This is a genomic window from Actinomadura latina NBRC 106108, from assembly GCF_001552195.1.
GTDB classification, from domain to species: Bacteria; Actinomycetota; Actinomycetes; order Streptosporangiales; family Streptosporangiaceae; genus Spirillospora; species Spirillospora latina.
This window is the reverse complement of sequence record NZ_BCQS01000003.1, coordinates 788,996-808,255: the sequence shown is the minus strand read 5'-3', so window position 1 is coordinate 808,255 and position 19,260 is coordinate 788,996. Positions and strand designations below refer to the sequence as shown.

Here is a 19,260-nt window from a genome sequence, read left to right as displayed (position 1 = left end):
TTGCGATCCTCGGCCGTCTAGACGACCGCTTCGATGTACGTCTTGGTGATCTGTGGGCAGGCCCGGGTGCTTACTCGCCCCGCGCCTTGGCGATGATCTCCTGCGCGACGTTCGTGGGAACCTCGGCGTAGGAGTCGAACTGCATCGTGAAAACAGCCCGGCCCTGGGTCTTGCTTCGCAGATCACCCACGTAGCCGAACATCTCCGACAGGGGCACGAGCGCCTTGATGACGCGCATGCCGTGCCGCTCGTCCATGGACTGGACCTGGCCGCGGCGGCTGTTGAGGTCGCCGATCACGTCGCCCATGTTCTCCTCGGGCGTCGTGACCTCGACGGACATCATCGGCTCCAGCAGCGTGGGGGACGCCTTGCGGGCGGCCTCCTTGAACGCCATGGAACCGGCGACCTTGAACGCCATCTCCGAGGAGTCGACCTCGTGGTAGGCGCCGTCCCGCAGGGTGACCTTGACGCCCACCATCGGGTAGCCGGCGAGGACCCCGAACTCGGCGGCCTCCTGGCAGCCCGCGTCGACCGACGGGATGTACTCCCGCGGGATGCGGCCACCGGTGACCTTGTTCTCGAACTCGTAACCGTCGGACCCGCCGCCCAGCGGCTCCAGGTCGATGATCACGCGGCCGAACTGGCCGGAGCCGCCCGTCTGCTTCTTGTGGGTGTACTCGACCTTCTCGACCTTGCGGCTGATCGTCTCGCGGTAGGCGACCTGCGGCTTGCCGACGTTCGCGTCGACCTTGAACTCGCGCTTCATCCGGTCGACGAGGATCTCCAGGTGGAGCTCGCCCATGCCGGAGATGACGGTCTGCCCGGTCTCCTCGTCCGAGCGGACCTGGAAGGACGGGTCCTCCTCGGCGAGCCGCTGGATCGCGGTGCCCAGCTTCTGCTGGTCGGCCTTGGTCTTCGGCTCGATCGCGACGTGGATGACCGGCGCCGGGAAGTTCATCGACTCCAGGACGATGGGGTCCTTGTCGTCGCACAGCGTCTCACCGGTGGTGGTCTGCTTGAGGCCCATCACCGCGACGATGTCGCCGGCGCCCGCGCGCTCGATCTCGGTGCGCTTGTTGGCGTGCATCCGGTAGATCTTGCCGATGCGCTCCTTGCGCTCCTTGACGGAGTTCATCACGTTCGTGCCGGACTCCATGACGCCGGAGTAGACGCGGACGAAGGTGAGCTTGCCGAGGTGCGGGTCGCTCGCGATCTTGAACGCCAGCGCCGAGAACGGCTCCTCCTCGCTCGGCTTGCGCGTGAGCACCTTCGCCTCGTCGCGGATGGCGTGGCCCTCGATGGCCTCGACGTCCAGCGGGGAGGGCAGGTAGCGGACGATCGCGTCCAGCAGCGGCTGCACGCCCTTGTTCTTGAAGGCCGTGCCGCACGTCACCGGGGTGAGCTTCGCACCGATCGTCGCGCGCCGGATGCCGTCGTGGAGCTGCTCGACGGTGGGCTCGTTGCCCTCCAGGTAGAGCTCCATGATCTCGTCGTCGTTCTCGGCGAGGGTCTCGACCAGCCGGTCGTGCCACTCGCGGGCCGCCTCGGCGTGCGACTCGGGGACGTCGACCGTGTCGTACATCTCGCCGAGCTTGGCCTCCTCGTTCCACACGAGGGCCTTCATCGTCACGAGGTCGACGACGCCCTTGAAGTCGGCCTCGGCGCCGATCGGCAGCTGCAGCACGAGCGGGGTCGCGTTGAGCCGGTTCTCGATCATGTCCACGCAGCGGTGGAACTCCGCGCCGACCCGGTCGAGCTTGTTGACGAAGCACATGCGCGGGACGCCGTAGCGGTCGGCCTGGCGCCACACGGTCTCGGACTGGGGCTCCACACCGGCGACCCCGTCGAACACCGCGACGGCACCGTCGAGCACACGCAGGTTGCGCTCCACCTCAATGGTGAAGTCGACGTGCCCGGGGGTGTCGATGATGTTGATCGTGTGGTCGGTCTCGTCCACGGGCCAGTGGCAGGTCGTCGCGGCGGAGGTGATGGTGATCCCCCGCTCCTGCTCCTGCTCCATCCAGTCCATGGTGGCCGCGCCATCGTGGACCTCGCCGATCTTGTAGCTCATCCCGGTGTAGAACAGGATGCGCTCGGTCGTCGTGGTCTTGCCCGCGTCGATATGGGCCATGATCCCGATGTTGCGGACCCTGGCCAGGTCTACACCGGTTTTGGTAGCCACTGTCGTCCTCGCGTCGTCTCGTCGGTGCAGTTCGCCGGGGTTACCAGCGGTAGTGAGCGAAGGCCTTGTTGGACTCCGCCATCTTGTGCGTGTCCTCGCGCTTCTTGACAGACGCGCCAAGACCGTTGCTCGCGTCGAGCAGCTCGTTCATCAGCCGCTCGGTCATGGTCTTCTCGCGGCGCTGCCGGGCGTACACCACCAGCCACCGGAGGGCGAGCGTGGTGCTGCGGGCCGGCCGCACCTCGACGGGGACCTGGTAGGTCGCGCCACCGACGCGGCGGCTGCGGACCTCCAGGGTCGGCTTCACGTTGTCGAGGGCGCGCTTCAGCGTGACGACCGGGTCGTTGCCGGTCTTCTCGCGGGCGCCCTCAAGGGCCTCGTAGACGATGCTCTGCGCGATCGAGCGCTTGCCGTCCAGGAGAATCTTGTTGATGAGCGCGGTGACCAGCGGCGAGTTGTACACCGGGTCAGCGATCAGCTGGCGCTTGCCAGCAGGGCCCTTGCGCGGCATCAGCTCTTCTCCTTCTTCGCGCCGTACTTGCTACGCGCCTGCTTGCGGTTGCGGACGCCCTGCGTGTCGAGCGAACCGCGGATGATCTTGTACCGAACACCCGGGAGGTCCTTCACACGGCCGCCGCGCACGAGCACGATCGAGTGCTCCTGCAGGTTGTGACCGACGCCGGGGATGTAGGCCGTGACCTCGATCCCGCTGGTCAGCCGGACACGGGCGACCTTGCGAAGCGCGGAGTTCGGCTTCTTGGGCGTCGTCGTGTAGACGCGCGTGCAGACGCCCCGGCGCTGGGGGCTCGCCTGCAGCGCGGGCGTCTTGTTCTTGGTCACCTTGTCCTGGCGGCCCTTTCGGACCAGCTGCTGGATCGTGGGCACCGCGTCTCCGTCTTCCTCGTACCGAGCCGGTAAGTCTTCTTGCTGCAATCACCACCTCAGGCGAGGCTGTGACCTGCCGGTTTCCCGACCTCTCCGACCCCCGCGGTCGGGCGTGTCGCCACCCCACGGAAATGCAACCGCGCGAAACCGACACAGACCGCCCGGCCCTTAACATGGGCCGAATCAAGCCGGGGAGTAGATGCGGCGCTGGGGCTGGCCTACCGGCCTCGCCGACGCACACGCACAGTGGCCCGCACAGCGGGCGCAAGTGAAGAGATTACCGATCCTCGCAGCAAAGTGCAAAACAAGCAGCGCACGCGCTCTTCGCACCGCCTCCGGCGGTCCGGTACCGCGGCGATCGCCGCACCGCTCCGGCTCGCCCGGCGGGCCCGCTTCGCGATCAGCCGCCCGCTCCGCCCGAACCCGGCATCGCCAGCGATCGCAACGCCGAGGTTGTCGCGGGCCGACCTCAAGGATGTTTTGCCCTGAGATTAGCGCATGGTTGCGGCGATGGCCGAGGACGGCGTTCAAGCATTCTGTCCCACGCTTCCCGGTTAGGGAAGATGTGGACCAGCCTTTACGCCGTCCCCGGACGTCATCGCAGTGCCGCGCGGGTCTACAGAACGAACGTCACGACCACGATCACGAGGATCACGACGATGGCGACGCCGCCGACGACGAGCCAGAGCATGTTCTTGCCGCCCTTGCCCTCCTCGGCTCCGGCGCCGGCCCCGTAGGCCGGCTGCTGGCCGTACTGCTGCTGGCCGTACTGGGCGGGCTGGCCGTACTCGCCGGGCTGGCCCGGCTGACCGGGCTGGCCGTACGCCTGCTGCTGACCGTACTGCTGCTGGTCGCCGGGCTGACCGTACTGCTGGCCTTGGGCCGGCTGCCGGCCCTGCTGGTCGTACTGACCCTGCTGCTCGTATTGACCCGGCTGGCCGTAGCCCTGCTGGTACTGCTGGCCGTACTGCTCGGGCTGGCCGTACGCCTGCTGCTGCTCGGGCTGGCCGTAGGCCTGCTGCTGGCCGAACTGCTGGTCGGCCTGCGGCGGGGCCTGCGACTGCGGCTGCTGCTGCCCCCACTGCTGCCGGCCGATGTCGAGCCGGGTGCTGTCCGCCGTGCCGGGCGTCTCGGCGGCGTGCCGTCCCTGGGACGGGGCGGACGGGTCGAACGCCTCGGTCGGGCGCGCGTCCTCGACACCGCTCTCACCGGGCGGGGCGTACAGATCGTCCACCGAGGGCGAAGGGCCGGACGAGGTCGAGCCGGCGCCGAAGCCCGACTCGGGCGGCGGCACCATCATGGTCCGCTCGTGGTCGCCCTGCCCCTGCTGCTGACCGGACTGCGGACGGCCCTGCTGCGGCGCCTCCGGCGACCACGGCTCGGGCGTGGACGGCGGCGTCGGCGCCTGCCACGGCTCGGCCGGCGGGTCCTGCCTGCGCTCGGGGCCGGTGGCGACCGGCACGTCGGTGCCGGGCGACCAGTGCAGCGTCGCCTGGTCGTCGATCGGGGGGCGCGGCGGCTGCTCGGGCTCGGGCGCGCCGGTGCCGGGACTCGGCACGATCACCGTGCGGTCGCCGGAGACGTCCTGCGGCTGCTCCGGCTGAGGCTGCTCACCGGGCGTGCCGGGCCGGCCGCCGAACGGCGGCGGCTGCTGCCCGTACTGCGGCTGCTCCTGCGGGGCGCCGTGCATCGGCTGCTGCGGGTACCCGGGCTGCTGCGGAGGCTGCTGCCCGTACTGCTGCTGGCCGTACTGCTGCTGGTCGTGCTGGGGCTGGTCGTACTGAGGCTGGTCGTACTGGGGCGGCTGCCCGTAGCCGGGCTGAGGCCGGCCGTACTGCTGCGGCTCCCCCGGCGGGACGTACTGCTGCGGGTCCTGCGGGGGCGTGAAACCGCCGGGGGGCGGGCCGTAGCCGGCGGGCGGCTGCCCGTACGGCGGCGGCTCCTGCGGGGCGCCGTAGGGCGGCTGGGGCGGTGCCGGAGGCTGCTCGCCGAACTGCTGCAGCGGCTGCTCGACCATCGTGGGGGGCGGCGGAGGCGGCGCGGGCCGCTCCTCCTCGCGCGGCTCGGGCGGCGTCGCGCCGCCGCCCTGGCCGGTCTGGCCGCCCAGCTGCGGAGCCCCGAACACCACGGTGCGGTCCCCCAGCGGCCGGGCGGGAGGTTCCTGGCCCTCCAGCGGCCCGGGCTTCCCCTCGTCCTCCGGCAACGGCCGCTGCGGTCCCTGCGTACCGTCGTTCTCGGTCATCGTCGGGCTCCTTCAGCGCCGTCGTCCCGGGGCTCCTCAGCTCCCGGCAGCCCGGAGGCGCGCGGCGCATAACGCCGCCTCCGAACCTTCACCCATATCACCACGTGGCGGTCTTGCCATGCGTGGGCGTTCTCGTCCACAGCCTGCCCCGATCTCCCGGGGAATCGCAAATCACCACCCCCTGATAGACGCCGGACGCCCCCTGTACGTTCCGTGCGGGGACGTCCGCGCCCATCTACCCGTCAGGAGTGCCCCAGAACCTCGTGCGGGCGGTACGGGGCCTCCAGCCGCGCGGTTTCCTTCTCGTCCAACTCCAGGCCCTCGGCGGCGATCGCGTCGTCCATATGAGTGAGTTTCGTCGCTCCCACGATCGGCGCCGTCACTCCGGGACGTCCGAGCAGCCACGCGAGCGCCACCTGCGCCGCCGGCACGCCGCGCTCGCCCGCGACCTCCCTGACGGCGTCGACGACGTCGAAGTCGGCATCGGTGTACAGGCCGTCCCCGAAGGCGTCGTTCTGGGCCCGGACGGTCTTCCGCTCACCGCCCCTCTCCCGGTTCCCGGCGAGGAGGCCGCGCGCCAGAGGGCTCCACGGGATGACACCGACCCCTTGGTCGAGGCAGAGCGGCATCATCTCCCGCTCCTCTTCCCTGTAGACGAGGTTGTAGTGGTTCTGCATCGACACGAACTTCGTCCAGCCGTGCGTCTCGGCGACGTGCTGCGCCTTGGCGAACTGCCACGCGTACATGCTGGACGCCCCGATGTACCGTGCCTTGCCCGACTTCACGACATCGTGCAGGGCCTCCATGGTCTCCTCGATGGGCGTCCCGTAGTCCCACCGGTGGATCTGGTAGAGGTCCACGTAATCTGTGCCCAGCCGCCGTAGCGAGTCGTCGATGCCCGCCATGATGTGCTTGCGCGACAGGCCCCGGTCGTTCGGGCCGTCCCCCATCGGCATGCAGACCTTGGTGGCGAGGACGTAGTCGTCCCGCCGCGCGAAGAACGTCGGCAGGAGCCGGCCGGTGATCTCCTCGCTGACACCGAGCGAGTACACGTCGGCGGTGTCGAAGAACGTCACCCCGCCGTCCACCGCCCGCCGGACGATCGGCTCCGCCGCGGCCTCGTCCAGCGCCCACTTGCGCACCGCCGGGTCGCCATAGCTCATCATCCCCAGGCAGATCCGCGAGACCTTCAGCCCACTCCTGCCGAGCCGTACCTGTTTCATGTCTGTCTCCTCTCAACTCTCTCCACGGTGCACCGCCACCCCGGCGATCACCAGTCCCACCCCGCCGGCTTCCGCGATCGTCGGCACCTGCCGCAGCACCACCAGCCCCGTCACGGCGGCGGTCGCCGGCAGCAGCGAGACCATCAACGCGTACGTGGCCCGGCTGAGCCGCGCCATGGCCAGCTGATCACACACGTACGGGATGACGGACGACGTAATGCCCACACCGATCCCCGCGGCGACCAGCATCGGGTCGTCCAGCACCGGCACGGCCTGCACAACGCCGATGGGAAGGACGAACACGGTGGCGGCGACCATCGCCATGGCCAGCCCGTCGATGCCTCCCGCGTCCGACTGCGCGGCCCGGTGCGCGACCACCACGTACAGCGCGAACAGGCCCGCGTTGGCGAATGCGAAGACGAACCCCAGCGGCTCCCCCTCGAATCGCACTTCCGTCAGCACGTACACGCCGCCGACGGCCGCGACCAACGCGACCAGGTTGCGCTTCGTCCGCACTCCCAGAGCGGCCAGGGCGATGACGGGCAGGAACTCGATGGCGGCGACCGTGGCGAGCGGCAGCCGCGCGATCGCCATATAGAAGGACGCGTTCATGGCCGCGAGCACAGCACCCCCAGGGCGGAAACGACATGGCCGTATCGTCGGCCGATGCCTAAGTTGGGGGAATGGCGAACCGAAGGAGCCGACCGGGCCGCGCCTACGAACCCAAGCCGCTCGACGCGATCGACCTTCAGATCCTCACCGAGCTGCAGCGGGACGGCCGTGCGCCGCTCGCCGAGCTGGGCCGCCGCGTCGCCCTGTCCGCCCCGGCCGTCGCCGAACGCGTCCAGCGCCTTGAGGAGACCGGCGTCATCACCGGCTACCACGCGACCGTCGACCCGGTCGCGCTGGGCTTCCCGATCACGATCCTCGTCCGGGTCAGCCCGAATCCCCGCGAGCTGAGCCGCATCCCCAAGATCGCCGACGAGGTCCCGCAGATCACCGAGTGCCACCGCATCACGGGCGACGACTGCTTCTTCTTCATCGCCCACCTCCGCAGGGTCGAGGAACTGGAGCCGATCCTCGACCGCTTCACCCCCTACGCCCGGACGACGACCTCGATCCTCCAGTCCTCTCCGGTCCCCCGGCGCCCCCTCCCGCCCGCCTGACCCCGCCCCGCTGCGGCAGCAGCGCAACCGCGGCCGGGGGGCGCGACCGCGTTCCGGCGGCGGGCGAGGTTCGACGGGCGCAGGCGTTCGAGATCACCGAATGGGCCGACGCCCACCCGCCGCGCTGAGCCCTGACCGCTGATGGCTCCGGGAGGGGGCCGTTCCTCGCCGGACGGGCCCCCACCGCCGGCACGTGCGGCGGCGTGGTCGACATCCGTAAATGTGCCGTTAAGTGTTGGTCGATCACGGTTTGTGGCATCGGCGTGGGCGGGCAACCTTCGAGCACCGAGTCGGCGGCGATCGACCGCGACCGGGAGGGGGATCGAATGACGACCAAGACCGCCCACGGATCCGCTTCGACGATGACACGACCACGGACATCGGGATGGCTCGCCTTCGCGGGCACGCTCGCCCTGGTGATCGGCGCGTTCAACATCATCGACGGCCTGGTGGGCCTGTTCAGGGACAATTACTACCTCGTCGGCCAGAACCAGATCCTGGTGTTCGACTACACGACCTGGGGCTGGATCTGGCTGATCCTCGGCATCGTCCAAATCGCGGTCGGTGCGGCGATCCTGTCCGGGAAGATGTGGGCTCGTGCGACCGGGGTCTTCTTCGCCGTCGTCGCCGCCATCGGGCATCTGGCGTTCCTGCTCGCCTTCCCGATCTGGTCGGTGCTGACCATCGCCCTGTGCGTCCTGCTGATCTACGCGCTCACCGCACCTCCGGCGGGGGCGAAGGCCGGCTGACGAAGGCCGGCTGACGAAGGCCGGCTGACGAAGGCCGGCTGACAGGGCGCGGACGCCCCAGCCCTCCGCGCGTCGAAGGGGCCCGTCCGCATGGAACGGGCCCCTTCGACGCGCGGCGGGCTCAGGCGAACGCGTGGCACTCCACCGTGGCGCGGCGCTCGGTCATGCCCTGCTGGACCGCCGCGTTCACGCACGCCTGCTGCTTCTCACTGAGCTTGGGCTTACCGCACTCGGTGACGCTGGAGTAGGTGCGGCAGTCCTGGCGCGTGCCCCGGTCCTGGGACGGCTGGGCGGCGGCGGCGCTGCCCACTCCGGCGACTCCCACGAAAGCGGCGATCAGCGCACCGGTCATGACCCTCTTCATCTGGCTTTCTCCCCCGTCGCGTACATCAGGCAACGAGTGCCTTCATCCCCGCCCCACACAGCGACAAAACCGGACAAAGGTCAAGGAAACGGAGATACACCCAGGTCAAGCCCACGGCTGCTGCACGCAAGCGGTGGCGGCTCAGCGGACGCCGGTCGGAAAGAGCCACTTGAGTGCGGTCAGGCCCTTGTCGAGGTATTTGGCGTGCCCCTCCTGGAGCCCGTAGGCCATGTCCTCCAGCACGCTGCACCTGGCGTAGAAGCCGGCGCGCGCTTCGATCTCCTCGGCGTCGTGGACACCCGCCTGGTAGTTGCGGAGCGCCAGGTCGAGAGCGGCGGGGCCGAGGTCGCGGTAGAGCAGGCCGAAGTCGTAGGCCGCGTCGGTGATCGCAGCATCGCTCCAGTCGATGATCCCGGTCACCGCCCAGGTGGCCGGGTCGATGAGGACGTGTTCGATCCCCAGATCGTTGTGGGAGAACACGAGTTCGCCCCGCTCGGGCGGCGGCGGAGCGCTCAGGAACGCCTCCACGGCCCGGCGATGCGCCACCGGGACCGCCTCGCCGACCAGCGGGTAGGTCTGTGCCGCCTCCTCCAGCCACGCTGCCGCCGGCTCGTCATCGACCTCCACCAGGCCGTCCACCCGGGCGACCGGGACAGCATGCAAGGCGCCGAGGAACTCCCCGAGCGCTGCGGCGATCGAGTCGGCATGGGCCGCGCGCTGTGCCGGGGCCACGTCGATCAGCGGGATGCCCGGAAGCTTGAAGTAGGCGAGGCACCCGTCCTCTGCCACCGTGAAAACCGGCTCGGGCACCGGCAGCGGCGACACGTCCGCGACCGCGGCGAGAAGGCGGGCCTCGCCGCGCACCCGAGCGGCCCGCCCCACGGCATCGGACTCCTTGCCGAAACGGACGATCAACTCGTGGTTGGCCTCGAAGGCGATGTTGTCCTCGCCTTCGCCGAGCAACTCCACCGAGTGGATGCGATAGCCGGGACGATGCGCGACCACCACGTCACGGACGTCCCCTGCGCTCCGGCCTCCCATGGACCGACTGTAGACGGCTCGGGCCTCGGCGGCCGGACGCAAAAAGGCCCCACCCGGGCGGGTGGGGCCTCTTCGCGTGTCGTCAGGCACGGGTGTCCGCGAGCCGGGACGCCGCCGGAGCGGCGTCCCGGGACGGGACGCTAGCGGTTGTACTGGCCGAAGTCGTACTCCTCCAGCGGGACGGCCTCGCCGGAGCCCTGCCCGAAGGCGTACTCGGCGCCGTCGTCGTAGGAGCCGACGGAGTAGACCGCCGCCTTCGCCTCCTCGGTCGGCTCGACCCGGACGTTGCGGTACTGCGGCATGCCGGTACCGGCCGGGATGAGCTTGCCGATGATGACGTTCTCCTTGAGGCCGAGCAGCGGGTCGCTCTTGGCGTGCATCGCGGCCTCGGTGAGCACCCGGGTCGTCTCCTGGAAGGACGCCGCCGACAGCCACGACTCGGTCGCGAGCGAGGCCTTGGTGATGCCCATCAAGACGGGGCGGCCGGCGGCGGGGACGCCGCCCTCGGCCACGACGTTCCGGTTCGTCTCCTCGAAGATCGGACGCTCGACCAGGTCACCCGGGAGCAGGTCGGTGTCGCCCGACTCCAGGATGTTCACCCGCTTCAGCATCTGGCGGACGATGATCTCGATGTGCTTGTCGTGGATCGACACGCCCTGCGACCGGTACACCTCCTGGACCTCCTGGACCAGGTGGAGCTGGACGGCGCGGGGGCCGAGGATGCGCAGCACCTCGTGCGGGTTGATCGCACCCGCGATGAGCTGCTGGCCGACGCCCACGGACTCGCCCTCCTTGACCAGGAGGCGGGACCGCATCGGCACCTGGTAGGCGATCTCCTCGGAGCCGTCGTCCGGGACGACGACGACCTTGCGGGCCTTCTCCGTCTCGTCGATCTTGACGCGGCCGGCGACCTCGCTGATCGGGGCCACACCCTTGGGGATGCGGGCCTCGAACAGCTCCTGGACGCGCGGCAGACCGTGCGTGATGTCGCCACCGGCCACACCGCCGGTGTGGAAGGTGCGCATGGTCAGCTGCGTGCCGGGCTCACCGATGGACTGCGCGGCGATGATGCCGACGGCCTCGCCGACGTCCACCCGCTTGCCGGTGGCCAGCGAGCGGCCGTAGCAGGCGGCGCAGACGCCGATCTTGGCCTCGCAGACCAGGGCGCTGCGGGTGCGGACCTTCTCCACGCCCGCCTCGACCAGGCGCGTCACGACCGCGTCGGACAGGTCGGTGTCGGCCGGGAAGATGACCGTCCCGTCGACGACGACCTCCTCGGCGATCGTGCGGCCGACCAGGCTGGTCTCCGAGGTGGCCAGCTTGACCAGGGTGCCGTCGTGCAGCCGGTCGGCGACCTCGAAGGGGATCGTGCGGTCGGTGCCGCAGTCCTCCTCGCGGACGATGACGTCCTGCGCGACGTCCACCAGGCGCCGGGTCAGGTAACCCGAGTCGGCGGTGCGCAGCGCGGTGTCGGCGAGGCCCTTGCGGGCGCCGTGCGTCGAGATGAAGTACTCGACGACCGACAGCCCCTCGCGGAACGACGACTTGATCGGACGCGGGATGGTCTCGCCCTTCGGGTTGGAGACCAGGCCGCGCATGCCGGCGATCTGGCGGAGCTGCAGCGGGTTGCCGCGGGCGCCCGACTGGATCATCATCCAGATCGGGTTGGCCTTCGGGAACGCCTTCTCCATGTCCACCGCGACATCCGCGGTGGCCTTGTTCCAGATCTCGATGAGCTCCTGCTTGCGCTCGTCGTCGGTGATCAGGCCGCGGTTGAATTCCCGCTGCACCTTCTCGGCGCGCGCCTCGTAGCCGGTCAGGATGTCCTGCTTGTTGGGCGGCGTGATGACGTCGGCGATCGCGATCGTGACACCGGACCTGGTCGCCCAGTGGAACCCGGTGCTCTTCAGCGCGTCGAGCGCGTTGGCCACGGCGACCTTCGGGTACGTCTCCGCCAGCTCGTTGACGATCGCCGAGAGCTGCTTCTTGCTGATCTCGTCGTCCACGAACGGGAAGTCGTCCGGCAGCGTCTCGTTGAACATCGCGCGGCCGAGCGTGGTCTCCAGCCGGTACGGCCGGCCGGGCTCGTAGCCCTCGGGCGCGATCCACTCGCGCGGCGGCGGGATGTCCTTCAGCCGGATCTGGATCTTGGCCTGGAGGTCGAGCTCGCCCCGGTCGTAGGCCATGATCGCCTCGGCGACCGACCCGAACGCGCGGCCCTCGCCCGTGGCGCCGTCCTTCTGCGTCGTCAGCCAGTACAGGCCGATGACCATGTCCTGGGTGGGCATGGTGACGGGCTTGCCGTCCGACGGCTTCAGGATGTTGTTGGTCGACAGCATCAGGATCCGCGCCTCGGCCTGCGCCTCGGCGGACAGCGGCAGGTGCACCGCCATCTGGTCGCCGTCGAAGTCCGCGTTGAACGCGGTGCAGACGAGCGGGTGGATCTGGATGGCCTTGCCCTCGACCAGCTGCGGCTCGAACGCCTGGATGCCGAGCCGGTGCAGGGTCGGCGCGCGGTTCAGCAGCACCGGGTGCTCGGTGATGACCTCTTCCAGGACGTCCCACACGACGGGACGCGCGCGCTCGACCATCCGCTTGGCGGACTTGATGTTCTGCGCGTGGTTGAGGTCGACCAGCCGCTTCATGACGAACGGCTTGAACAGCTCCAGCGCCATCTGCTTGGGCAGGCCGCACTGGTGCAGCTTGAGCTGCGGGCCGACGACGATGACCGAACGGCCGGAGTAGTCGACGCGCTTGCCCAGCAGGTTCTGCCGGAACCGGCCCTGCTTGCCCTTGAGCATGTCGGACAGCGACTTCAGCGGACGGTTGCCCGGCCCGGTGACCGGGCGGCCGCGGCGGCCGTTGTCGAACAGCGCGTCGACGGCCTCCTGCAGCATCCGCTTCTCGTTGTTGACGATGATCTCGGGAGCGCCCAGGTCGAGCAGGCGCTTGAGCCGGTTGTTCCGGTTGATGACCCGGCGGTACAGGTCGTTCAGGTCGGACGTGGCGAACCGGCCGCCGTCGAGCTGCACCATCGGGCGCAGGTCCGGCGGGATGACCGGGATGCAGTCCAGCACCATGCCGAGCGGGCTGTTGCGGGTGTTGAGGAACGCCGAGACGACCTTCAGCCGCTTCAGGGCGCGGGCCTTCTTCTGGCCCTTGCCCGTGCGGATGATGTCGCGCAGCTTCTCGGCCTCGGCGTCGAGGTCGAAGTTCTGCAGCCGCGCCTGGATGGCCGCGGCGCCCATGCCGCCCTCGAAGTACTTGCCGAACCGGTCGCGCATCTCGCGGTAGAGCAGCTCGTCGCCCTCCAGGTCCTGGACCTTGAGGTTCTTGAAGCGGCTCCAGACCTCGTCGAGGCGGTCGAGTTCGCGCTGCGCGCGGTCGCGCAGCTGCTTCATCTCCCGCTCGGCGCCGTCGCGCACCTTGCGCTTCTGGTCGGCCTTCGCGCCGGCCTCCTCCAGCTCCGCGAGGTCGCCCTCCAGCTTCTGCTGGCGGGCCTCGACCTGCGCGTCGCGGGCCTGCTCGATCTGCTGGCGCTCCACCGAGATGTGCGCCTCCAGCGTGGGCAGGTCGCGGTCGCGCCGCTCCGTGTCCACGCTGGTGATCATGTAGGCCGCGAAGTAGATGATCTTCTCGAGATCCTTCGGGGCCAGGTCCAGCAGGTAGCCGAGGCGGGACGGCACGCCCTTGAAGTACCAGATGTGCGTGACCGGCGCGGCCAGCTCGATGTGGCCCATCCGCTCACGGCGCACCTTGGCGCGGGTCACCTCGACGCCGCAGCGCTCACAGATGATGCCCTTGAAGCGGACGCGCTTGTACTTGCCGCAGTAGCACTCCCAGTCCCGGGTCGGGCCGAAGATCTTCTCGCAGAAGAGCCCGTCCTTCTCCGGCTTGAGGGTCCGGTAGTTGATCGTCTCCGGCTTCTTCACCTCGCCGTGCGACCACTGGCGGATATCGTCGGCGGTCGCCAGACCGATGCGAAGCTCGTCGAAGAAGTTGACGTCAAGCAACTGTTTTCCCCTTGAGTTCTCAGACCTCGTCGACGCTCATCGCGCCCTCGTTAGGACGGCGGGACAGGTCGATGCCGAGCTCCTCCGCGGCGCGGAAGACGTCCTCGTCGGTGTCGCGCATCTCGATGGACATGCCGTCGCTGGAGAGCACCTCGACGTTGAGGCACAGCGACTGCATCTCCTTGATGAGCACCTTGAAGGACTCGGGAATGCCGGGCTCGGGGATGTTCTCGCCCTTGACGATGGCCTCGTACACCTTCACGCGGCCGAGGACGTCGTCGGACTTGATGGTCAGCAGCTCCTGGAGCGCGTAGGCGGCGCCGTACGCCTCCAGTGCCCAGACCTCCATCTCACCGAAGCGCTGGCCGCCGAACTGGGCCTTACCGCCGAGCGGCTGCTGGGTGATCATGGAGTACGGGCCGGTCGACCGCGCGTGGATCTTGTCGTCGACCAGGTGGAGCAGCTTGAGGATGTAGATGTAGCCGACCGAGATCGGGTCCCGGTAGGGCTCGCCCGTGCGGCCGTCGAACAGCCGTGCCTTGCCGCCCGGTCCGACCATGCGGTCGCCGTCGCGGTTCGGCAGCGTGCTCTCGATCAGGCCGGTGACGTCGCTCTCCTGCGCACCGTCGAACACCGGCGTCGCGGTGTTCGTCCACGGCTCGGCCTCGTCGGCGCCGATGGCCCTGAGGGCCTTCTTCCAGTCGGTGTCGTCGCCCTCGACCTTCCAGCCGCGGGAGGCGACCCAGCCGAGGTGGGTCTCCAGGACCTGGCCCACGTTCATGCGCCCGGGGACGCCCAGCGGGTTCAGGACGATGTCGACCGGCGTGCCGTCCTCCATGAACGGCATGTCCTCGACGGGGAGCACCTTGGAGATGACGCCCTTGTTGCCGTGCCGGCCGGCGAGCTTGTCGCCGTCGGTGATCTTGCGCTTCTGCGCGACGTACACGCGGACCAGCTCGTTCACGCCGGGCGGGAGCTCGTCGCCGTCGTCGCGGGAGAACACCCGGACGCCGATGACCTTGCCCTGCTCGCCGTGCGGCACCTTCAGCGAGGTGTCGCGGACCTCGCGCGCCTTCTCACCGAAGATCGCGCGGAGCAGCCGCTCCTCGGGGGTCAGCTCGGTCTCGCCCTTCGGGGTGACCTTGCCGACGAGGATGTCGCCGGGGACGACGTCCGCGCCGATGCGGATGATCCCACGCTCGTCGAGGTCGGCGAGGACCTCCTCGGAGACGTTCGGGATGTCCCGGGTGATCTCCTCGGGGCCGAGCTTGGTGTCGCGGGCGTCGACCTCGTGCTCCTCGATGTGGATCGAGGAGAGGACGTCGTCCTGCACCAGGCGCTGGCTGAGGATGATGGCGTCCTCGTAGTTGTGGCCCTCCCACGGCATGAACGCCACGAGGAGGTTCTTGCCGAGCGCCATCTCGCCGTCGTCGGTGCACGGCCCGTCGGCGACGACCTGGCCGACCTCGACCCGCTGGCCCTCGTCGACGATCGGCTTCTGGTTGAAGCAGGTGCCCTGGTTGGACCGCTTGAACTTGGACACCCGGTACGTCGTCCGGGTGCCGTCGTCGTTCATGACGGTCACGTAGTCGGCCGAGACCTCCTCGACGACGCCGGCCTTCTCGGCCGTGATGACGTCGCCGGCGTCGACCGCGGCGCGGTACTCCATGCCGGTGCCGACCAGCGGCGCCTCGCTGCGCAGCAGCGGGACGGACTGGCGCTGCATGTTGGAGCCCATCAGCGCGCGGTTGGCGTCGTCGTGCTCCAGGAACGGGATCATCGCGGTGGCGACCGAGGTCATCTGCCGCGCCGAGACGTCCATGTACTGGACCTCGCGGGCGGGAACCAGCTCGACCTCGCCGCCCTTGCGGCGGACCAGGATGCGGTCGTCGACGAAGGTGCCGTCGTCGTTCAGCAGGGAGTTGGCCTGCGCGATGACGTAGCGGTCCTCCTCGTCGGCGGTCAGGTAGTCGATCTGCTCGGTGACGACGCCTTCGGTGACCTTGCGGTACGGCGTCTCGACGAACCCGAACGGGTTGACCCGGCCGAACGCGGCGAGCGAGCCGATCAGGCCGATGTTCGGGCCTTCCGGCGTCTCGATCGGGCACATGCGGCCGTAATGGGACGGGTGGACGTCGCGGACCTCCATGCCCGCCCGCTCACGCGACAGGCCACCGGGCCCCAGCGCGTTCAGCCGCCGCTTGTGCGTCAGCCCGGCCAGCGGGTTGGTCTGGTCCATGAACTGGGACAGCTGGCTGGTGCCGAAGAACTCCTTGATGGAGGCGACGACCGGCCGGATGTTGATCAGGGTCTGCGGCGTGATCGCCTCGACGTCCTGGGTGGTCATCCGCTCGCGGACGACGCGCTCCATCCGGGCCAGGCCCAGCCGGACCTGGTTCTGGATCAGCTCGCCCACCGTGCGCAGGCGCCGGTTGCCGAAGTGGTCGATGTCGTCGACCTCGATCGGCACCGGGACGGCCCCGAGGGTGGCCTCCTCCTCGCCGGCGTGCAGCCGGACGAGGTACTCGACCGTGGCGACGACGTCGTCCTCGGTGAGGGTGCCCTGCCGCATGTCCAGGTCGAGGCCGAGCTTCTTGTTGATCTTGTAGCGGCCGACCTTGGCGACGTCGTACCGCTTCGGGTTGAAGTACAGGTTCTCCAGCAGCGTCTGCGCGGACTCGCGCGTCGGCGGCTCGCCCGGACGGAGCTTGCGGTAGATGTCGAGCAGAGCGTCGTCCTGGCCGGACGTGTGGTCCTTCTCCAGGGTGACGTTGATCGACTCGTAGGAGCCGAAGCGCTCGCGGATGCGCGCCTCGTCCCAGCCGAGCGCCTTGAGCAGCACCGTGACGGGCTGCTTGCGCTTGCGGTCGATGCGCACGCCGACGTTGTCGCGCTTGTCGATCTCGAACTCGAGCCAGGCGCCGCGGCTCGGGATGACCCGGCAGCCGTAGATGTCCTTGTCGGACGCCTTGTCGAGGGCGCGGTCGAAGTAGACGCCGGGCGACCGGGTCAGCTGGGAGACGACGACGCGCTCGGTGCCGTTGATGATGAAGGTGCCCTTCGGGGTCATGAGCGGGAAGTCGCCCATGAACACCGTCTGGCTCTTGATCTCACCGGTGGTGTTGTTGATGAACTCCGCCGTGACGAACAGCGGGGCGGAGTAGGTCATGTCCTTGTCCTTGCACTCCTCGACGGAGTACTTGGGCGGTTCGAACCGGTGGTCCCGGAACGACAGGGACATGGTTCCGGAGAAGTCCTCGATCGGACTGATCTCTTCGAAGATCTCCTCCAGCCCCGACTGGGTCGGGACGCTCTTACTTCCGGCCTTCTGGGCCGCCTCGACCCGGGCCTTCCACCTCTCGTTGCCCAGCAGCCAGTCAACGGAGTTGGTCTGCAGTGCAAGGAGGTCCGGGACTTCGAGCGGCTCCTTGATGCGCGCGAAGGAGACGCGGTTCGGACCGGTTGCGGTATTCGAGGCGTTGCGCGAGGCTGCCAAGAGTGGTCCTTCCGAGGGCTCGCGGCGTAACTGACGACACGCACGCCAGACGATCCACGTCCGAGACCTGATTTTTCAGGGTCTACAACAGACCCCTGCAGGGGTGCACTCACACGTGGATAGTCAGAGGGCAGCGCAAAGGGGCAGTGTAGCCGACTGGTACACCGCTCGCAACTCTAGCGCCGCAGTATGCATCACGTTGCCATGGAGCATCGCCCCTCAGCGCCTCTCAGTCAAGAGCGGACTTGGACTTTTCAGGCCCTGACCTGCAGTGAGGAAGGCCATAGTTTAGGGCACCGGCGAGGGTCGGGCATCCGTCGGCGCGGCCCGGTGCGTCCGGGTCCCCGCGAGGCGACCGGATCCACCGGGACCCCCGGCGCAAAAAGAACCCCGTGACCTCGGCGGGAGGCCACGGGGTGCGTTCGTTCAGGCGGCTAGGAGATGACGGTCAGCTCGGACGCCAGCCACTTGCCGTCCTTGTTCACCATCGTCATCTTGATGCGGAGCGGCTCGGGGAGGCGCTGCTGCTTGTCGTCCTTGGTGACGGACGAGCGGTTGGCGTAGACCAGGGTGACGACCTTGTCGGGGGACGCGCTCACCACGCCGACCTTCATCACCGTCGTGTTGGAGACGGCCTGCTGCTGGACGGCGACGGTCCTGAGCTCCTGGGCGAGCTTCTCGTAGTCGGTGTGCAGCTTGCCCGTCGTCGTGGCGGACGCGGCCTTCAGGTCGGCGTCGAGCGTCTGGTAGTCGTACGAAGAGAGCTTCTGGGCCGCGCGGGACGACGCCATCGACGCGTCCTTGCCCGCCTGCTCGGTCGCCTTCTGCTCGCTGACCTTGAGGTAGAGGACGGTGGTGCCGGCGCCGAGGGCGATCGTCAGGACGGCCAGGACGGCGATCACCGTCGAGAGCCCGCCGACGCGGCGGGAGCGGCGGGGTTCGTCCTCCTCGTCGTCGTCCGCGACGGCCTTCGCCGCCTTCTTGGACTTCAGGCGCGCCGGCTTCGCCGGCTTCTCGTCCTCGTCGGCCTCGTCGGCCTCGTCCTCGTCGGCAACGTCCTCGTCGTCGGCCTGGACGGTCCCGCCCGCGACGGTTTCGTCGTCCTCGGCGGTCTCGTCCCCGGTCTCGCTGTCCGCTGCGGCGGCTGAGTCGGCTTCTGAGGCGTCTTCGGGGGCGGGCTCGCCTTTGGCGGCCTTCCGGGACTTACGGGGCTTCTCCGGCGATTTGGCGGCCTTCTCCGGCTCCTCGGCCTCCTCGGCCCCCGCGGCGGCGGCCTCGTCGGCGGCTATCTGGGCCAGGCGGGCGGCCTCGCGGGCCTTCGCGGCGGCCTCTTCGGCCAGCTTCGCCGCCTCTTCGGCCTTGGCCGCCTTGTCGTCGGGCTTCTTCTTGCCCCGTCCGAGCATCGTCACGGGACAACCTCCAGTCCGGACACGAGCCAGCGGTCGTCGACCCGCGTGAGGTCCATCTGGTAGCGGTAGCCCTGCGGCGTACCGTTCTGCACCTTGTCGTTGGTGACGGTCCCGTTGAGGGAGACCATCACCTCGGCGGAGTCGCCGTCCATCGACACCAGCGCGGCGTTGACGTCACTGACCGTCGACTTGGCCTTCGCCTTGGTGATCTGCTGCATGAAGGCGTTCGACTGGCTCGCCAGCTTGTTCTTCAGATCGCCCGTGGTGCCGGCCACGATGCGGTCCATGTCGCGCTGCGCGGTGGAGGCGTCGAGCGACATCAGGTTGACGCCCATCTGCCGCGCGGACTGGATCGCCTTCGCCCGCTGGCCGGCCTCGTCCTTGTTGCGGAGGGTCACGACGCCGAGCCAGCCGGACGCGATGGCCAGGCCGACCACGATGACGCTGAGCGTGATCGCGGTGACCAGGGGCAGGCGGCGCCTCACCGTGC

The 19,260-nt window shown here is 69.1% G+C and carries 14 protein-coding genes; 2 read left to right on the top strand and 12 right to left on the bottom strand.

The features are described 5' to 3' along the window. Positions 1–70 precede the first annotated feature (70 nt). The 6 genes from fusA to AL2_RS04565 all read right to left on the bottom strand — a co-directional run bounded on the left by fusA (position 71) and on the right by AL2_RS04565 (position 7,144). Positions 71–2,182, bottom strand: a complete 2,112-nt coding sequence (gene fusA / locus AL2_RS04590) for an elongation factor G (protein ID WP_067629383.1) — start codon at positions 2,180–2,182, stop codon at positions 71–73. Positions 2,183–2,222: 40 nt separating this feature from the next. Continuing rightward, complete coding sequence (gene rpsG / locus AL2_RS04585; protein WP_067629381.1) at positions 2,223–2,693, bottom strand: 30S ribosomal protein S7; 471 nt, start codon at positions 2,691–2,693, stop codon at positions 2,223–2,225. Next, a complete protein-coding gene (rpsL, locus tag AL2_RS04580; protein WP_067629379.1) occupies positions 2,693–3,067 on the bottom strand; it encodes a 30S ribosomal protein S12 in 375 nt (124 codons plus the stop codon). The genes rpsG and rpsL overlap by 1 nt, the downstream gene beginning before the upstream one ends. Before the next feature lie 616 nt (positions 3,068–3,683). Further along, positions 3,684–5,309, bottom strand: coding sequence for a hypothetical protein (locus AL2_RS04575; RefSeq protein WP_067629377.1), 1,626 nt, complete (start codon positions 5,307–5,309; stop codon positions 3,684–3,686). Positions 5,310–5,551: 242 nt separating this feature from the next. Next, positions 5,552–6,532: an aldo/keto reductase gene (locus tag AL2_RS04570; RefSeq protein ID WP_067629375.1), complete on the bottom strand. Its 981-nt coding sequence runs from the start codon at positions 6,530–6,532 to the stop codon at positions 5,552–5,554. A 12-nt stretch (positions 6,533–6,544) separates the two neighbouring features. Then, positions 6,545–7,144 (bottom strand): EamA family transporter, encoded by a 600-nt coding sequence (locus AL2_RS04565; RefSeq protein WP_083946040.1) that lies wholly within the window; start codon positions 7,142–7,144, stop codon positions 6,545–6,547. A gap of 71 nt (positions 7,145–7,215) precedes the next feature. Between AL2_RS04565 and AL2_RS04560 the strand changes: the two genes are divergently transcribed. Together AL2_RS04560 and AL2_RS04555 are read left to right on the top strand one after the other, a co-directional pair. Continuing rightward, positions 7,216–7,698 carry an Lrp/AsnC family transcriptional regulator gene (locus tag AL2_RS04560; protein ID WP_067629373.1) on the top strand — a complete coding sequence of 161 codons (483 nt, stop codon included), beginning with the start codon at positions 7,216–7,218 and terminating at the stop codon, positions 7,696–7,698. A gap of 362 nt (positions 7,699–8,060) precedes the next feature. Then, complete coding sequence (locus tag AL2_RS04555; RefSeq protein ID WP_067630344.1) at positions 8,061–8,447, top strand: DUF7144 family membrane protein; 387 nt, start codon at positions 8,061–8,063, stop codon at positions 8,445–8,447. A gap of 121 nt (positions 8,448–8,568) precedes the next feature. Here the strand turns inward: AL2_RS04555 and AL2_RS04550 are convergent, their stop codons facing one another. From AL2_RS04550 to AL2_RS04525, 6 genes are all read right to left on the bottom strand, one after another. Beyond that, positions 8,569–8,811: a hypothetical protein gene (locus AL2_RS04550; protein WP_067629371.1), complete on the bottom strand. Its 243-nt coding sequence runs from the start codon at positions 8,809–8,811 to the stop codon at positions 8,569–8,571. Positions 8,812–8,952: 141 nt separating this feature from the next. After that, the gene (locus AL2_RS04545) at positions 8,953–9,852 is read right to left on the bottom strand and encodes a phosphotransferase family protein (RefSeq protein WP_067629369.1); all 900 of its coding nucleotides are present in this window, start codon (positions 9,850–9,852) and stop codon (positions 8,953–8,955) included. Positions 9,853–9,992: 140 nt separating this feature from the next. Continuing rightward, complete coding sequence (locus AL2_RS04540) at positions 9,993–13,865, bottom strand: DNA-directed RNA polymerase subunit beta' (protein ID WP_067629367.1); 3,873 nt, start codon at positions 13,863–13,865, stop codon at positions 9,993–9,995. A 19-nt stretch (positions 13,866–13,884) separates the two neighbouring features. Then, the gene (rpoB, locus tag AL2_RS04535; RefSeq protein ID WP_067629366.1) at positions 13,885–17,361 is read right to left on the bottom strand and encodes a DNA-directed RNA polymerase subunit beta; all 3,477 of its coding nucleotides are present in this window, start codon (positions 17,359–17,361) and stop codon (positions 13,885–13,887) included. A 434-nt stretch (positions 17,362–17,795) separates the two neighbouring features. Then, positions 17,796–18,764, bottom strand: coding sequence for an Rv1363c family protein (locus tag AL2_RS04530; RefSeq protein WP_501162028.1), 969 nt, complete (start codon positions 18,762–18,764; stop codon positions 17,796–17,798). Positions 18,765–18,766: 2 nt separating this feature from the next. Next, positions 18,767–19,255: an Rv1363c family protein gene (locus AL2_RS04525; RefSeq protein WP_245666316.1), complete on the bottom strand. Its 489-nt coding sequence runs from the start codon at positions 19,253–19,255 to the stop codon at positions 18,767–18,769. Between the last annotated feature and the right edge of the window lie 5 nt (positions 19,256–19,260).

Bases quoted from the DNA above. Each gene is read 5' to 3' on its own strand.
- AL2_RS04550 (WP_067629371.1), bottom strand. From the start codon at position 8,811: ATGAAGAGGGTCATGACCGGTGCGCTGATCGCCGCTTTCGTGGGAGTC.
- AL2_RS04575 (WP_067629377.1), bottom strand. From the start codon at position 5,309: ATGACCGAGAACGACGGTACGCAGGGACCGCAGCGGCCGTTGCCGGAG.
- AL2_RS04555 (WP_067630344.1), top strand. From the start codon at position 8,061: ATGACACGACCACGGACATCGGGATGGCTCGCCTTCGCGGGCACGCTC.
- AL2_RS04560 (WP_067629373.1), top strand. From the start codon at position 7,216: ATGGCGAACCGAAGGAGCCGACCGGGCCGCGCCTACGAACCCAAGCCG.
- AL2_RS04565 (WP_083946040.1), bottom strand. From the start codon at position 7,144: ATGAACGCGTCCTTCTATATGGCGATCGCGCGGCTGCCGCTCGCCACG.
- AL2_RS04545 (WP_067629369.1), bottom strand. From the start codon at position 9,852: ATGGGAGGCCGGAGCGCAGGGGACGTCCGTGACGTGGTGGTCGCGCAT.
- rpsG (WP_067629381.1), bottom strand. From the start codon at position 2,693: ATGCCGCGCAAGGGCCCTGCTGGCAAGCGCCAGCTGATCGCTGACCCG.
- AL2_RS04530 (WP_501162028.1), bottom strand. From the start codon at position 18,764: ATGCTCGGACGGGGCAAGAAGAAGCCCGACGACAAGGCGGCCAAGGCC.
- AL2_RS04570 (WP_067629375.1), bottom strand. From the start codon at position 6,532: ATGAAACAGGTACGGCTCGGCAGGAGTGGGCTGAAGGTCTCGCGGATC.